Source organism: Desulfosporosinus shakirovi (assembly GCF_020595055.1).
In the GTDB taxonomy this organism is placed as follows: domain Bacteria; phylum Bacillota; class Desulfitobacteriia; order Desulfitobacteriales; family Desulfitobacteriaceae; genus Desulfosporosinus; species Desulfosporosinus shakirovi.
Genome location: NZ_JAJDOO010000011.1, coordinates 51,739 through 67,485 on the forward strand (window position 1 = coordinate 51,739; position 15,747 = coordinate 67,485).

The 15,747-nt window shown below is 44.3% G+C and carries 12 protein-coding genes; all 12 read right to left on the bottom strand.

All coding sequences use genetic code 11. The features are described from left to right. Positions 1-20 precede the first annotated feature (20 nt). Positions 21-245 (bottom strand): preprotein translocase subunit SecG, encoded by a 225-nt coding sequence (secG, locus tag LJE72_RS11615; RefSeq protein WP_229247736.1) that lies wholly within the window; start codon positions 243-245, stop codon positions 21-23. Between the two features lie 162 nt (positions 246-407). Continuing rightward, a complete protein-coding gene (gene eno, locus LJE72_RS11620) occupies positions 408-1,685 on the bottom strand; it encodes a phosphopyruvate hydratase (protein ID WP_229247737.1) in 1,278 nt (425 codons plus the stop codon). A 257-nt stretch (positions 1,686-1,942) separates the two neighbouring features. After that, positions 1,943-3,499, bottom strand: a complete 1,557-nt coding sequence (gpmI, locus tag LJE72_RS11625; RefSeq protein ID WP_229247738.1) for a 2,3-bisphosphoglycerate-independent phosphoglycerate mutase — start codon at positions 3,497-3,499, stop codon at positions 1,943-1,945. Positions 3,500-3,501: 2 nt separating this feature from the next. Then, positions 3,502-4,287, bottom strand: coding sequence for a triose-phosphate isomerase (tpiA, locus tag LJE72_RS11630; RefSeq protein WP_229247739.1), 786 nt, complete (start codon positions 4,285-4,287; stop codon positions 3,502-3,504). Between the two features lie 141 nt (positions 4,288-4,428). Continuing rightward, positions 4,429-5,616 carry a phosphoglycerate kinase gene (locus tag LJE72_RS11635; protein WP_229247740.1) on the bottom strand — a complete coding sequence of 396 codons (1,188 nt, stop codon included), beginning with the start codon at positions 5,614-5,616 and terminating at the stop codon, positions 4,429-4,431. A gap of 242 nt (positions 5,617-5,858) precedes the next feature. Then, entirely contained in the window at positions 5,859-7,355 is a 1,497-nt protein-coding gene (gene glpK / locus LJE72_RS11640; protein ID WP_229247741.1) for a glycerol kinase GlpK, read from the bottom strand. Between the two features lie 223 nt (positions 7,356-7,578). Beyond that, positions 7,579-8,238 carry a phosphate signaling complex PhoU family protein gene (locus LJE72_RS11645; RefSeq protein ID WP_229247742.1) on the bottom strand — a complete coding sequence of 220 codons (660 nt, stop codon included), beginning with the start codon at positions 8,236-8,238 and terminating at the stop codon, positions 7,579-7,581. Between the two features lie 624 nt (positions 8,239-8,862). Further along, positions 8,863-10,446, bottom strand: coding sequence for a Na/Pi cotransporter family protein (locus tag LJE72_RS11650; protein ID WP_229247743.1), 1,584 nt, complete (start codon positions 10,444-10,446; stop codon positions 8,863-8,865). 507 nt (positions 10,447-10,953) lie between these two features. Next, entirely contained in the window at positions 10,954-12,354 is a 1,401-nt protein-coding gene (gene rpoN / locus LJE72_RS11655) for an RNA polymerase factor sigma-54 (RefSeq protein ID WP_229247744.1), read from the bottom strand. Positions 12,355-12,396: 42 nt separating this feature from the next. After that, positions 12,397-13,341 carry a DNA-binding protein WhiA gene (whiA, locus tag LJE72_RS11660; RefSeq protein WP_229247745.1) on the bottom strand — a complete coding sequence of 315 codons (945 nt, stop codon included), beginning with the start codon at positions 13,339-13,341 and terminating at the stop codon, positions 12,397-12,399. 127 nt (positions 13,342-13,468) lie between these two features. After that, positions 13,469-14,842, bottom strand: coding sequence for a gluconeogenesis factor YvcK family protein (locus tag LJE72_RS11665; protein WP_229247746.1), 1,374 nt, complete (start codon positions 14,840-14,842; stop codon positions 13,469-13,471). Beyond that, positions 14,839-15,732: an RNase adapter RapZ gene (gene rapZ / locus LJE72_RS11670; RefSeq protein WP_229247747.1), complete on the bottom strand. Its 894-nt coding sequence runs from the start codon at positions 15,730-15,732 to the stop codon at positions 14,839-14,841. Before rapZ ends, LJE72_RS11665 begins: the two co-directional genes overlap by 4 nt. Positions 15,733-15,747: the final 15 nt, after the last annotated feature.

The following is a 15,747-nucleotide window of genomic DNA, read 5'->3' on the forward strand; positions in this document are numbered from 1 at the left end:
GCCAATCTAACCTCTGAGACTTAAGCAATAATAGCTAGGCCTAAAGAACTTAATAAGAAGACACCCGCTAAAACTCCTGTGAGCTTAGCGAATAATTCGTCCATACCTTTCTTCTTACCAAAGATAGCTTCGCCGGCGCCAGTAATAGCTCCTGATAATCCTGCACTTCTTCCAGACTGAAGCAGTACTGCTGCAATCAGTCCTATCGAACTAAGGATTAAAAGAATTATTAAAGCAATTTGCAAAATAATTCACCCCCCTAAGATAACCCTTTGTTATATTATCACTACGACTTTGTAAATTATCAATAGGCTCATTTTAGCACAAGCGCCTGCAAAACTCAATCAATCCATGAATAGGGGGGTTGAATTGGGTATGTATTTGCTTTCTGCTAACTTTCCTAGCTATTACCTCGCTAAAGCTTTGCGACCGCGATATACAGCGCTTTCCCCAAGTTCCTCTTCGATTCGAAGGAGCTCATTGTATTTAGCAACTCGTTCCGTCCGTGCAGGAGCCCCTGTTTTAATCATGCCTGCATTCACAGCCACGGCGATATGCGCTAGGGTAACGTCTTCAGTCTCACCGGAACGGTGTGAAACTACTGACGTATATCCTGCCCGTTTGGCCATTTCGATGGCATCCAAGGTTTCCGTCAGTGTTCCGATTTGGTTAAGCTTAATAAGAATCGAGTTGGCACACTTCTCTTCAATCCCACGGGCCAAGCGTTTTGGATTGGTAACAAACAAATCGTCACCGATAAGCTGCACCTTGTCTCCCAAGCGCTTAGTCAGGTTGTGCCAGCCTTCCCAATCCTCTTCATCCAGGCCGTCTTCAATGGAAAGAATCGGATAGCGCCCGATCAGACCCTCATAATAATCAATCATCTCGTCCGATGTCTTCTTAACCCCTTCCCCGGCTAAATTATAGATTCCATTTTCGTAAAGTTCTGTTGCTGCCACATCAAGGGCTAAAGCAACGTCTTCACCCGGCTGATACCCTGCTCTCTGAATGGCATCAACTATGCATAACAACGCATCTTCGTTGGACTCTAGACTAGGTGCAAAACCGCCTTCATCCCCAATTGCAGTGGCAAGAGATTTCTCCTTGAGAACGGCTTTAAGACTGTGGTACACTTCTGTCCCCATGCGAAGAGCCTCGGCAAAGCTTGACGCTCCGACGGGCATTATCATGAATTCTTGAATGTCCACATTGTTGTCAGCATGTTTACCACCGTTTAAGATGTTCATCAAAGGCACGGGCAGTTCTTTAGCATTTACCCCTCCTAAATATTGATAAAGAGGTATTCCTAACGACTCTGCTGCAGCTTTAGCTGCAGCTAAGGATACTCCAAGAATTGCATTGGCCCCAAAATTCCCTTTATTTTCTGTTCCGTCAAGTTCAATTAACACCCGATCTAAGCCGGGTTGATCAAACGGATTCAGTCCTTCTACTTCTGGGGCGATAGTCAGATTAACATTCTCAACCGCCTTCAATACTCCTTTACCCATGTAACGGGTATCATCTTCATCCCTAAGTTCAACCGCTTCAAACGCCCCTGTTGAAGCACCTGATGGAACCGCTGCACGACCTATGATTCCATCTGTGAGAACGACATCGACTTCTACTGTTGGATTCCCCCGTGAATCCAGAATCTCGCGTGCATAGACATCTGTAATAAAGCTCATTGATCAATGTCCCCCTTTTTTATTAGAAATCCCAACTGAGGAGTTTCTAGCTTAATTAAATATAAGAAATACTTAGCTAGCGAAAACGCAGGCGCAAGCGGCAGCCTTAGTTGCACTTATACGTTGGCCATGACTCGAACTTAATGTTCGGGATTAAAGGGCCGCCACGATGGCAAGGCACCGAGGTTGAATGCCTCTAGAGCTTTGGATAGGATAGAACCTATCTGCCTATGTTATAAGCCTCGTGAATTCCAAGGCTAGTAAATAGCTAAAGATTCGAGCAATGACTTTCCTGTCATTTCCTTAGGAATAGGAATCTGAAGTAGTTTTAAGATAGTGGGAGCCACATCGCACAATGCTCCACCCTCGCGCAGTGCTTGTCCTTTAAACCTTTCATCAACAAGAATAAACGGTACACAGTTAGTGGAGTGGGCAGTTATGGGGAACAATGTCTTAGGATCCACTTTTTCTTCAGCATTCCCATGATCCGCAGTCACAAGGAGGGTAGCTTTCATTTTTTTAAGTTCCTCATGAATTTGGCCCAAACATTGGTCGACCACCTCTACTGCTTTGACTGTCGCCTCAAACACCCCTGTATGTCCCACCATATCCGGGTTAGCAAAGTTTAGAATGATCACATCATAAGTCGATTCCCGCAGCTGTTTGAGGACAGCTTGAGTTATCTCCGCGGCGCTCATTTCAGGCTGCAGGTTATAAGTAGCGACTTTTGGTGAAGGAATAAGGATTCGGTCTTCGCCTTGATAAGGTTCTTCAAGCCCGCCATTGAAGAAGAAGGTTACATGGGCATATTTTTCTGTCTCTGCAATTCTTAACTGCTTTAGCCCTTGATCTGAAAACACTTCTCCTAAGGTGTTGTCCAAATTCTGTTGAGGAAATGCCACAGGCGCAGGAATCGTCTCATCATACTGAGTCATACATACAAAGCGAACATGGGGGCGATTGGGTCGTTCAAATCCCGGAAACTCATCATCTACAAAAGCACGTGTGATTTCGCGAGCTCGGTCCGAACGGAAGTTATAGAAAAAGACACTGTCACCCTCTTGAACTCGGCCCACCGGGTTCCCTTCCTGATCGTCGATTACTGTAGGCAACACAAACTCATCGGTGACACGGGTATCATAGGAAAATTCCACTGCCGATAGGGCCCCTGCGGCGTGCTTTCCTTCCCCGTAAACTATCGCCCGATATCCTTTTTCAAGGCGTTCCCAACGCTCATCCCGGTCCATTACGTAGTAACGACCGCTTACTGATGCTATCTTTCCCACTTCCAGTTCTTTGATCTTCTCCTCGAGTTGGACAATATAGTCTTTGGCACTCTGAGGTAAGACGTCCCTGCCATCGAGAATAACGTGGATATAAACCTTAGTTAAGTCTTTTTTCTTGGCCATCTTCAGCAGTGCGAATAAGTGATCAATATGAGAATGAACTCCACCATCGGAGAGCAAGCCCATTAGATGAAGTCCCTTGTTATGTACTCGGGCCTGATCCATGGCCTCGAGCAGGACGGAATTCTCAAATAATGTTCCATCCTGAATCCCCTTGAAAATACGAGTTAACTCCTGATAGACGACCCGCCCAGCCCCCATGTTTAAGTGACCAACTTCGGAATTCCCCATCTGTCCGCCCGGCAGTCCTACGGCCTCCCCAGATGCTTGAAGGGTAGTATGGGGATAGTCGTTTTCCAGATATTTGAAATTAGGAATATTCGCCTGGGCAATAGCATTGCCTTCAACGGCGTCTCGGCAACCCCAGCCATCTAGAATCATGAGAAAAAGTGGTTTGGCAACTTCCATTACTATATTCCTTCCATGCGGGCCACAAGAGGACCTGCGTTTTTTATTAGCTTAGCAAAACTAAGGGGATCAAGACTAGCCCCACCGACTAGAGCCCCGTCGACATCAGTCTCTTTCATCAGTTCTGCTATATTTTCGGCCTTGACACTTCCGCCATAGAGAATAGGCACTTTATCGGCGGTTTGTCCCATAAGTTCAGTCAGAGTGACACGAATCGCGGCACACATTTCTTGAGCGTCTTGACTCGATGCTGTCTTCCCAGTGCCAATCGCCCAGATAGGCTCATAAGCAACTATTATGCGACTCAAATCTTCAATTGATAAGCCGGAAAGAGCGCGAGACACTTGACCTTGGACCCGCTCCACTGCCTCCCCTTCTTCACGTAGGTTCAAGTTCTCTCCACAACAAAGAATGGGCGTTAATCCTACCGCTAAAGCTTGTTGCACTTTCTTAGCAACTTCCTGATCCGTTTCCCCGAACATTTCACGCCGTTCCGAGTGGCCGATTATGACATATGTACAAGCTGCATCAAGCAACATCTGAGCTGAGATTTCTCCGGTATAAGCACCCTGGTCTGCCCAGGCCATGTTTTGAGCACCTATGTGGACAATACTTTCTTCCAGTTCATTCTTAAGGGCATGAAGGGCTGTAAACGGAGCACAAAGGACAATATCCAGATCAGTAACATCCTTAACCTCATCCAAGAACTTTACTGCATAGTCCTCTGCTTCACTTACAGTTTTGAACATCTTCCAGTTGCCGGCGATAACCGAACGTCGATTAGCCACTTTGTTTGATACCTCCATCTTAATGGTAATTTGTATCTTTTGCATTTTAATTATGTAAATAGCTCAGCTCGGAAATAAAGGTTCTTCTCACTCTATGCACGAGATGCAACAAGCGATCAATCCATACAATTAAACTTCAGATTATTCTTTGTCCTGCAGAGCGGCAACACCCGGCAACACTTTACCCTCTAGAAACTCAAGTGAAGCCCCGCCCCCTGTAGAAATATGGGTCATGCGATCCGCTGCTTTCATTTTCTCTACAGCTGCCACCGAATCTCCTCCGCCAACAATCGTGATCCCGCCGCAAGTTGCGACCGCTTGAGCAACTCGCTCTGTTCCTTTAGCGAAGGCCTCCATTTCAAAAACACCCATCGGGCCGTTCCAAATCACCGTTTTAGCCGTCGAAATGCGGGCTTCGAACTTCTCAGCACTGGCCGAACCAATATCCAGAGCCATTTCATCTTCCCCAATTTCAGACACTTTCACCGTACGATGAGTAGCATCCGCTTGAAAAGCAAGAGCTGCCACCACATCAATTGGAAGTTCTAATTCGATCCCTTTAGCCTTGGCCTTCTCAATGAGTTGCTTTGCCAATTCCACTTTTTCCTCTTCAAGGAAGGATTTTCCCACGTTAAATCCTTGAGCCTTAAGGAAGGTATTTGCCATCCCCCCACCAATGATCAGAGCGTCGACCTTTTCCAGCAAATTTTCAATGACTCCGATCTTATCGCTTACTTTGGCACCGCCGATAATGGCTACAAAGGGACGTTCCGGCCGTTCCAAGGCATTGCCCATGAAGTCAACTTCTTTTTGCATCAGCAAACCGCAAACTGCTGGTATATAGTGTGTAACCCCTTCAGTTGAAGCATGGGCGCGATGAGCGGTTCCAAAGGCATCATTGACAAACAACTCTGCCAATCCAGCTAATTCTTTTGCAAATGTAGGGTCATTTTTCTCTTCTTCTGCATGGAAACGGACATTTTCTAGTAAGAGGACTTCCCCATCTTGCAACGTGCTGACGGCTTCCATCGCTGTATCCCCGATACAGTCTTTAGCAAAGGACACTGCTTGAGCCAGCTGTTCGCTTAAATGCTTAGCAACAGGTGCTAAAGAATACTTTGGATTAACTTGTCCTTTAGGACGCCCCAAGTGGGAGGCAAGAATAACACGTGCTCCTTCTCTTATCAGATATAAAATGGTAGGTAGGGAGGCTTGTATTCGTTTATCATTGGTAATTTGTCCTTGCTCATTTAAAGGGACATTAAAGTCTACTCGAACGAGTACTCGTTTTCCACGCACCTCTACATCTTTTACACTCTTTTTGTTCATACAAAAATCCCCTTTCACTTGACCCAAGGGTTCGGGGCCGATAATTAATTATGCATCGCTACACTAATCTATCGCATTTCTACGGATAAATATGTATTAGTATACCAAAACTTCCTACTCTTATGAACTTTATTAGTCGATATTATATCATTCTCTATATAAACCGAGTTTCCTGCCAAAATTCCTCTTTCTTAATGAAGACTATTTTGAGATCTAGTAAAAATGCATAATGCTTCTTATAGTTAATCCTCCCAATCTTTACTCCGTTCAACCGCTTTAAGCCATCCCCGATAGAGTTTGGTTCGGCGCTCCTCAAACATCTGAGGCTCAAAGCAACGATCCATTCTCCAACTGGAGCGGATTTCCGCTTGATTCTTCCAAAAGCCCACCGCTAAACCAGCCAAGTAAGCCGCTCCCAATGCCGTTGTCTCAATGACTTCGGGACGTTCTACGTTAACTCCTAAAATATCCGCCTGAAACTGCATTAATAAATTATTGGCCACGGCGCCTCCGTCTACTCTCAAGGTCTGGAGCGTCATCTCAGCATCCTTTTCCATTGCTCCAAGGACATCTTTCGTCTGATAAGCCATCGCTTCCAGGGTCGCTCGAATCAGGTGAGCCTGCCCAGTTCCCCGAGTTAAGCCGAAAATTGCTCCTCGAGCGCGCATATTCCAGTAGGGTGCTCCAAGTCCGGTAAAGGCCGGAACAACGTAGACACCGTCGGTATCCTCAACCTTACTTGCCAAATACTCTGAATCCTGAGCTGATTCAATAATTTTAAGCCCATCCCTCAGCCATTGAATTGCTGCACCTGCTATAAAAACACTGCCCTCCAAAGCGTATTCCACTTTCCCATTCAAGCCCCAAGCGATCGTCGTTAATAGCCCGCTTTGAGAGGGTACAGCACGCTCACCTGTGTTCATCAGCATAAAACAGCCCGTCCCATACGTGTTTTTGGCCATGCCAGGTTCAAAGCACATTTGACCAAACAAAGCCGCCTGCTGGTCGCCCGCTATCCCTGAAATGGGAATATAATCCTTGCCGAACAGGCTGATTTCCGTTTGCCCGTATATCCAACTTGATGGCTTTACATCTGGCAACATACTTCTGGGTATGCCAAGTTCAGCGAGGATTTCCTCAGCCCATCCTAACTCGTGGATATTAAACAATAGTGTGCGAGAGGCATTAGAATAATCTGTCACATGCACTTTTTCATTCGTCAATTTCCAAATCAACCATGTGTCTATGGTCCCAAACAAGAGGTCTCCACCCTCTGCTTTTTCCTGGGCACCCTTCACATGATCCAGTATCCATTTTACTTTCGTTCCTGAAAAATAGGCATCAAGAACCAACCCGGTTTTCGACCGAATTGGTTCCTCCCATCCTTTAGCTTTCAATTCTTCCACGATCTCTGTCGTACGGCGACATTGCCAGACAATTGCTGGATGAATCGGTTTTCCTGTGTTCTTGTCCCAGACTACAGTCGTCTCTCGTTGATTAGCGATTCCAATTCCGGCAATGTCCTTTGGGGACACACCCGTCTTGGCTACTAGTTCGGCCATGACCCCATATTGGGTACTCCAAATTTCCTCAGCATCATGCTCCACCCACCCTGGCCTGGGATAAAATTGGGTGAATTCCTTTTGCGAGACCCCGATGACGTCACTCTCATGGTTAAATAAAATCGCTCGGCAACTCGTAGTACCCTGATCTAATGCTAAAATGTAATTTTGGGACATCCCTGTCTTCTCCCCCTTTTCCCAACATCTACTAATATCTAATGATATCGGCAATGATTTCACTGCAAAAAGCAACTAGAGCAAAGGAGCACTTTAGTAAATTTAATGTAACGTGTTCAAGGTACAATCGACACTTGACATCCAATTCGAGGTTTCTACAGCAGAATCCTCCCTGAATTAAATAGGAAAAAGAGCAAACAGCCAAGGACATGGCTGCTTATTCTTAAAATTCAGTAGTGATATTTGATACCTTAGCTAATCGTCGGCTGCCCGTTTGGATATACAGAAGCGTCTCAGCTACATTTACAATATGATCACCCATACGCTCAATCGTCCTGGCAATCACCAGGCATAAACCCAATTGACCATCATTACATTTAGTTTGGCTACCTTTAACTAGGGCTGCTTTAAAATTGGCATACGCTTGATCCAAAACATTATCCTCCTCAGCCAAATCCATCAGGATTTCTTTCTCATCCTTCAAGACAGCCACCGTGTACTCTATCATCAGGAGTAAATGTTTGGCCATCTGCTGGATATCTTCCGGCCAATCTCTCTCTGGCTTAAGCTCACTCAATTCAGCCAGATCGCAAGCGTAGTCTGCAGAACGCTCTAGTTCCTGCGCCATTCTTTGAAAACCCAAAATCCAACGCAAATCTTGGCTCCGAAGTTGTTGTAGACTCATGATATCAAAACTGCGGTTTATGATATTATCTCTTAATTGATCGATAACATCGTCTTTCTTTTCCCAGTCCTGAACCATCTCGCCTTTTTCCAGCGCCTCAATCGCTGCGCTCAAGTGCTTTTGTACCGCTTCTGCCAACTCCACCGTCATTACACGCAAATTCAACAGAACACGATCATACCCAGATGTACGAAACATCCTACTTACACCTCTTTTCTGTAATTCCATGCCAAAAGCAAATCTCCTGCGTGCAAAGAGCAGAGAAAACAAGATTAGTTATTATATAAAGTCTTATGCTTAATGGAAACACATAAACCCCCAATAACTAATTGAATTTTCAATTTTATCTCTTTAGTTTTCCCCTTTTCACCATGACTCTATTATATGCCTCGGCCAAGGATATGCCCGTATAGGAATACGGGCATAAGCACCCCCCTTGATCCATTGCTCAACATAAACCGGATCATCCTCCGCTGATTGCACAAACCAACCTCCCGTATCTGATAGCATAAAAAAAGCCACTGGCGGAACCGTATATGACGCTTCCTCCAGTGAAGTTTTCCAAAGTCCCCTGAAGTTTAATAACCTCTGAGTCCTCTATTTGAGCCAATATGCAAAGGAAAGCAACGTATTTTCTGGAGATGTACCCACAGATCCTCTGTGGCCTAAAATTTTCATGCTAAGTTTCATTCCTTTCGCTATGCTCAAATCACGAAAATTTATTGAAAGTGCCATCTCTCCTTAACCAATCAAGATCTGTTCTTTGCATCATAACATCAAATTGTAATTTCTGTGTAAAAATGGATATATGTGTTCCAGTATTTAAACAATTCCTAAAACAACCTTGGCAATATTAACGGTATGCTCATCCATTTGATATAAAAGATTTATTAAGTCTAAGGCAGCATACCGAAACTTTTCTTCTATTTTCAAATCACTTTCCAGACTGCTTTGCTGAGGGCACTGAGCAAGAAAGTTAAACTGCAAGTCTCTCTGGATGCGAGTAGTCTCAGGATGTTCACGAATCACTTCTGCGGCGATTTGTGAATCCCCCTCAGCTAAGGCATCCAGTACTTTCGAAAAATTATTAGTTACTCGTTGATATAAATAGTCCAGGTGTCTCCAGTTCTCTGCTGGAACCCTCAAGTTTTCACGATGCAACTTTTTTGTTAAAAGCACCATTGCCATAACTGAATCCCCTATATACTCAAATTCTTTAGCAGTAAACTGAATGTTCATACTCTCTTCCGCCTGCTCATCAGTAAGTCCTTTCTGGGCGAGGACTGCCAAAAAGCGCATAGTATGCCGATAATACCAATCCACCTCCTCTTCAGCCTTTACAACCTCTTCAGTTAAATCTTCACTACCTGATAAGAGAATATCAGGAATTCTTTGCATCATTTTTGTATAGATAAACCTGCCCAAAGCTCGAATTTCTCCATTGGCTTGCTTGAGTGCTACAGCAGGAACTTCCAAGGATACCTCATCAATGACTTGGAACTTTAAGGGGATATCTTTGCTGGCACGATCTGGAACGATATGTTTCAAGCCTTTGGCAATAAGATTATTAAGCGGGAAGAATATGATAACCATCAAGACCGCGAATAACAAATGGGCGTTGGCTACTTGTCTTTGTAAATTGCTTGTTGTCCATTGGATAAGATGAGCAAATTGGGGTAAAAAAGGATATACCATGATTGCCGCTGCTGCTTTATACCCTGTATTTGCTATTGCTGTTCTTTTAGCGTCCATCTTAGAAGCAGTTACACTTGTCAGCAATGTTGTAACTGTACCTCCAATGTGGGCACCAAGGACCAACGGAACAATGGCAGAAAGGTCCAATAGCCGTTGCCCTGCGAGAGACATCATAATAGCGAAAACTGCTGTGCTGCTCTGAATCACGGTCGTTAAAATCAATCCTGCTATAATCGCCAGAAAGGGGTAGCTTCCCAATTGGGAAAGGGCTATAGAGACTTCGGGAATATCTCGAAGTGGTGCGGAAGCGTTCGACATATTGGACATCCCAACAAAAATCAACCCAAAACCGATCAACGAATGTCCCAGATGCTTCCACTGTCTTTTACCTGAAAAATATAGAACGAACCCGACAAAGACAGCCCCTAGCGCTATATCAAGAATCTGAAAAGCAATAAGTTGAATGGAGATTGACGTTCCTACTGCTGAGCCTAAAACGATCCCTAAAGCTTGCCCGAGATTCATCATCCCTGCATTGACGAACTCAACCACCAAAACTGTTGTCGCAGCACTGCTTTGAAAAGCAACCGTCATAACCATCCCTAACAAAACAGCCATAAAGGGTTTCTTGGTAAGTGATTGGAGAATTTCTTTTAGACGGTGTGCGGCAAATTTTTGCAGGGCATCAGATGTTGTCTGTACCCCATACATAAAGAGGCCCAATCCGCCCAGAAATACTAAGATCGTACCAAACCAACTTATCTGCGTTCAACTCCTTTGACAATGACCAGCCTCTCAATTACATATTTATAAAACTTGGTTACCGCCTATCCCAGGCGATGTCCATGACTCGAACAGGGATGTTCGAGGCTAGAGCAGCGCCATGATGGTGAGGTGCAGCGATAGGCCCAGATGCCGGATGGGCCAAGCCTTCCTGCAACTAGTCCTGGCTGGCGAGTCAATTAATACGTTCTAATTAGTATTAGAAAAAAGCCGCAAATAAACCCGTCTAAAACGGATAAATTTGCGGCTTTCTATAACTCCAGCCTTAAATATTAAGTTAAAAATTCCCAAATATAGATATTGCTATAATATATGTATTTTCAGAATTTAGCAATTAACTTTTCATCATTGTTGGTACTGTCACTTCACGCCGTCACGTCAACTTGCCGTCATACATTTCCGTTCTCATCCCCCGCTACTTCTCCCTCGCGCCCCCTAATACCTCTTCCTGACTGTCGTCGCCGCAATTCCCAACTCGTCACGGTACTTTGCAACTGTCCGTCTAGAAATCTCCATATCTCTAGCCTTTAGAAGGTCTGCTAATTTCTGATCAGAGTAAGGACATTTAGGATTCTCTGAGGCGATGATGTCACGCAGAACTAATTTAATAACATCAGTAGTTACGCCTGAGTCATTTTGAGTACCACGCCCCATGCTATTGGCAAAAAAGAATTTGAATTCGAAAATCCCACGGGGAGTTTGAACGTATTTATGGGCAGTTGCTCGGCTGACCGTCGACTCATGAACTCCAATTTCGTCTGCGATATCTCTTAAGGTAAGCGGTTTTAGATGACGAATTCCGCTGCGGAGGAATTCATTTTGCCATTTTACGATAGCATCCGCTACTTTATATAGAGTTAGACGCCGTTGCTCAATACTTCGTATGAGCCAGGCAGCAGCATTTAATTTCTGTTCAACAAATTTGCGAGTGTCAGTTCCTTCATCCTGGCTCAAGGCATCACGGTATGCCTTATTGACTCCTAAGCGCGGGACAGTAATATCATTAACAAGAATAATGAATTCGCCTTCAATCTCTTCAATAACTACATCTGGGACTATATAACGAACTTCCCCCGGGCCAGAAAAACGGAGACCCGGTTTAGGGTCGAGCTTCCTTACTGAGTCAGCCAATTCTTGAACTCGACTTAGCGAAACTTTCAAAGCGTGGGCAATTCGTTGCAACCGCCCTGCTGCCAAGTCTTCCAAATGCTTCAAAAACTCTGGTAATTCAGGAGGGCAATAAATCAGGAGGGGTAATTGCAGCGAAAGACATTCCTCCAAATTCCGTGCCCCAACACCCAATGGATCCAGACTCTGAACTGCTGTCAACGCGTCTTCGACCTCTGGGAGGGAAACATCCATTTCCCGAACAATATCGTCTAACGACAATGTAAGATATCCTTTGTCATTCAGATTCCCGATAATATATTCCGCGATATCTAAAGAACAGGTGACCTTTTGAACATGGAGTTGTTCCAGTAAATGTTCCTGAAGGGTCGGGGCAGCCGCAATAAAGGGATCAAACCGTTGTTTGTCTTCTGTAATCACTCGTTCTTGGCGAACTCGATTTTCATCCTGGTCATGAAAATAATCCTGCCAGTCAACTTCCCATTTGTCAATGGGAAGGCTTTCCTCCACTACAGGAGGCTCTGCTTCTACCTTACTGTCCGTACTTTCTTCTAGATTTTCCAGTAAAGGATTCTCCAAAAGCTGTTCCTCAACATACGTGGAAAGGTCAAGTGCGGACAACTGCAAAATCGTAATTGCTTGGCGCAATTCTGGGGTCATAATGAGTTTTTGGGTTTGCTCGAGACTCAGACCATAACCTAACCGCACCTTATTCCCCCCTAAATCTATATTTATTCTATCCTTCCATTTTTAAGTTCCCATTTTCTGGTTCCTAATTCGATCTGCTAACTCATCGATTTTTCTCATTCGATGATTGACTCCAGATTTCCCTACCTTAGGTCGCAACATTTCTCCAAGTTCCTTTAAACTGGCTTCCGAGTAAGCTAACCGCAACTCAGCTATCTCTCGCAAGTTGGGTGGCAAAGACTGAAGCCCAATCGTATCGGCAATAAATTGAATGTTCTCCAATTGCCGTACAGCCGCATCAACAATTTTGTCAAGATTAGCAGTCTCGCAATTAACTAGGCGATTTACTTGATTTCGCACATCTTTAAGAACTCGAACATTTTCAAATTCTAATAAAGCATGATGAGCTCCGATGAAACCAAGAAAATCCACAATATGTTCACTCTCCTTGAGATATACCACATACCAATGCTTGCGCATGCTCACCTTAGCACCTAGTTTAAATCTATTGATTAATTGACATAACTCTTTGGCATGTTGTTCATCATTACTGACAATTTCAAGATGATAGGTACCTTCCGGATTATTGATCGACCCCCCCGCTAAGAAGGCTCCTCTCAAATAGGCCTTTTGATCACAACGCTTTTTAATAAGACCCGGTGCAATTCCCAAGTAAATTTGGCCCTTACTATCAACTAGACCTAAGCGCTGTAAGTCCTCCAGTCCGCGGGGATGGATTCTAACCAGGTATGAATTGTTTTTGCGAAGTCTCAGCTTGCGTCGTACCACAATATCCACCTGGCGCTTTAGAACATCTTTGGCTAAACGATAAATCTTACGAGCTACAGGTGCACTCTCTGTGATCACATTCAGAGTATATTGTTGATTTGCACTAATTTGCAGTGTTCCATCCATACGGACTAAAGCCGCTAATTCTGCTAAATCACAACAAGGTTTCTGACAGTCTAAGCGGGCAAGTTCTTCTTTCGTAACAGCACTAAAGGACAATTCTCCAGCCCCCCCTATCTCGTGGTTCGATGTTCGAGATTCGTGGTTAGATTACTAAGTCCAATCATCGATAATTACACGAATTTTATCCTAGCCGTGTTGTAACTCCATCTTAAAAAGATTCCTCTTATAACTCTTTTCGAAGTTTCCGTGTGAGTAAATAGGCATCAACTAAAGCAATACGTTCTCCTATTGGTTTTAAACGAAAAAGTAACCGAATGAGTTCCTTCGCCAGTCGATCCGAATCGTGACGTACGACATTCCTCTCCTGGACTAAATTCGCTTCAAAATACTTCGCACCTAAATGCTGAACCATTTTAGGATCAGTAACCACCGGAACAGCTTCTTCCTTACTGTAGCGTTTTAAAAGCGGTGCAGTAATTTCACCACGGGAGGCAAGCACTGCATCTACAAAGCCTGCACCACAGTGATCCAGAATCGCTTGCAGGTGATCGGAGACTTTATAGCCATCTGTTTCCCCTTTTTCTGTCATAACATTACATACATAAACACAGGGAGCGCTGGCTTCTCGAATCTTTTCTCTAAGTCCTAAGACCAATAAATTTGGCAAAACACTGGTATAGAGACTTCCTGGTCCTAAAACTATAAGGTCTGCTTCTTCAATTGCCTGTATGGCTTCTGGTAAAGGGGTACAATCACTAGGCTCCAGATAGACTCTCTTTATTTTACCCTCAGTGACTCGAATCGAAGTCTCCCCAACTACACGGGTTCCGTCTTCAAAATCTGCCATAAGGACTACTTGATCCAAGGTAGTAGGAAACACCTTGCCACGGAGTGCAAACACTTTGCCGACCTGTTCAATTCCCTTTTGAAAATCGCCAAAGGTATCGGTTAATCCTGCTAAAAGCAAGTTACCCAAACTATGTCCTTCAAGAGCTCCACTTTCAAAGCGATAAGAAAAGAGAGTATCCATGATCTCCTCTGTCTCAGCCAATGCGACCATGCAATTGCGTACATCTCCGGGTGGTTGTATGCCCAATTCATCACGTAGTTTTCCAGAACTTCCCCCATCATCCGAAACTGTCACAATGGCAGTAAGATTACAGGTGTATTCTTTAAGACCACGCAAGAGGGCAGAAAGCCCGGTTCCCCCACCAACCACCACAATCTTCGGTCCCCTTTTCAAATGATGGCGGGAATAGATCCTATCCACAATTCTCACTTCATTTTCCGGGAGCACAGAAGAAATAATCGAATAAAGCATACGTTTAAAACCAACGATAATCGCAAAAATTCCCAGGGCGCTAATAATTGCGCCAGTCGGCACGGCAATATGCTTAGTACTACCCGTCAATTGGTAAATAACCTCTCGGAATTGCAACTCCGCATAGCCGATAGCCACCCCATCATTCATGACGGAAAATCCTGTTGCAAAAAGGAAGATTCCCAGAACGGCGAGGATAAACCACCTTTTTACTTTCAAATCGGGGTAAAGCCATTTTAGATATCGATAAAAGGGTTCGTATCTTTTTGGGTTCATCGCGTTATTCCACGCTTTTGGTTTTTTATAGCATCCCTGTGCTTAACAGTGATGGCATAATCACGTTCTATTAAAAAACTCCCTACTCTTTCTGCAATAGCAACGGAGCGATGTTGTCCACCCGTACAACCAATCCCAATGACCAAATGAGTTTTTCCTTCTCTAATATAATTGGGAAGGATGAACTCCAATAAATCCAAGTATTTTTCCATAAATTCCTGGGCCATTTGATTGCCAAAGACATAGTCTTTGACTAATTCATGCTCCCCAGTTAGAGGACGTAATGATTCCACGTAAAAAGGGTTCGGGAGAAACCGTACATCCATAACCAAGTCTGCATCCATGGGCATTCCATATTTAAAGCCAAAGGATATCACTGAAACAGCCATTTGGCCTAACCCCTGAGCTTTACAAAAAAGCTCCGCTACTTGACTGCGAAGTTGCTGGGAACTCAAGTTGGAAGTGTCTATAATGTTATCTGCCCGAATCCTAAGTTCTTCCAGTTGTTGCCGTTCCGCCTGAATTCCATCTAATACTCGCCCCTGTGGAGAGAGCGGGTGCCTGCGTCTTGATTCTTTATAACGACGAATTAGGGTTTCATCCGATGCATCGAGAAAGAGCACTTCCAGACGGAAGCCTTCCTTCTCCAGATTGTTTAAAGCTTCACTGAGCGAAGAAAAGAATTCCCCACCTCGCAGATCACAAACAATTGCTGCTTTAGAAACCTTTCCTCTGGACTGAGCGCAAAGCTCCGCAAATTTGACCAGAAAAGTAGGGGGTAAATTATCCACACAGAAAAACCCCTGGTCTTCAAGGCTTTGCATAGCCTGAGTTCTTCCAGCTCCTGATAAGCCAGTAATAACAATAAGTTCTAATCCTTGTTTATTCATTTTTTCACCTCCTCT

Coding starts and splice junctions, on each gene's coding strand:
- eno (WP_229247737.1), bottom strand. CDS start 1,685: ATGAGCTTTATTACAGATGTCTATGCACGCGAGATTCTGGATTCACGG.
- gpmI (WP_229247738.1), bottom strand. CDS start 3,499: ATGGAAGTTGCCAAACCACTTTTTCTCATGATTCTAGATGGCTGGGGT.
- LJE72_RS11635 (WP_229247740.1), bottom strand. CDS start 5,616: ATGAACAAAAAGAGTGTAAAAGATGTAGAGGTGCGTGGAAAACGAGTA.
- glpK (WP_229247741.1), bottom strand. CDS start 7,355: ATGTCCCAAAATTACATTTTAGCATTAGATCAGGGTACTACGAGTTGC.
- LJE72_RS11645 (WP_229247742.1), bottom strand. CDS start 8,238: ATGTTTCGTACATCTGGGTATGATCGTGTTCTGTTGAATTTGCGTGTA.
- LJE72_RS11650 (WP_229247743.1), bottom strand. CDS start 10,446: ATGTATGGGGTACAGACAACATCTGATGCCCTGCAAAAATTTGCCGCA.
- LJE72_RS11665 (WP_229247746.1), bottom strand. CDS start 14,842: ATGAACCCAAAAAGATACGAACCCTTTTATCGATATCTAAAATGGCTT.
- rapZ (WP_229247747.1), bottom strand. CDS start 15,732: ATGAATAAACAAGGATTAGAACTTATTGTTATTACTGGCTTATCAGGA.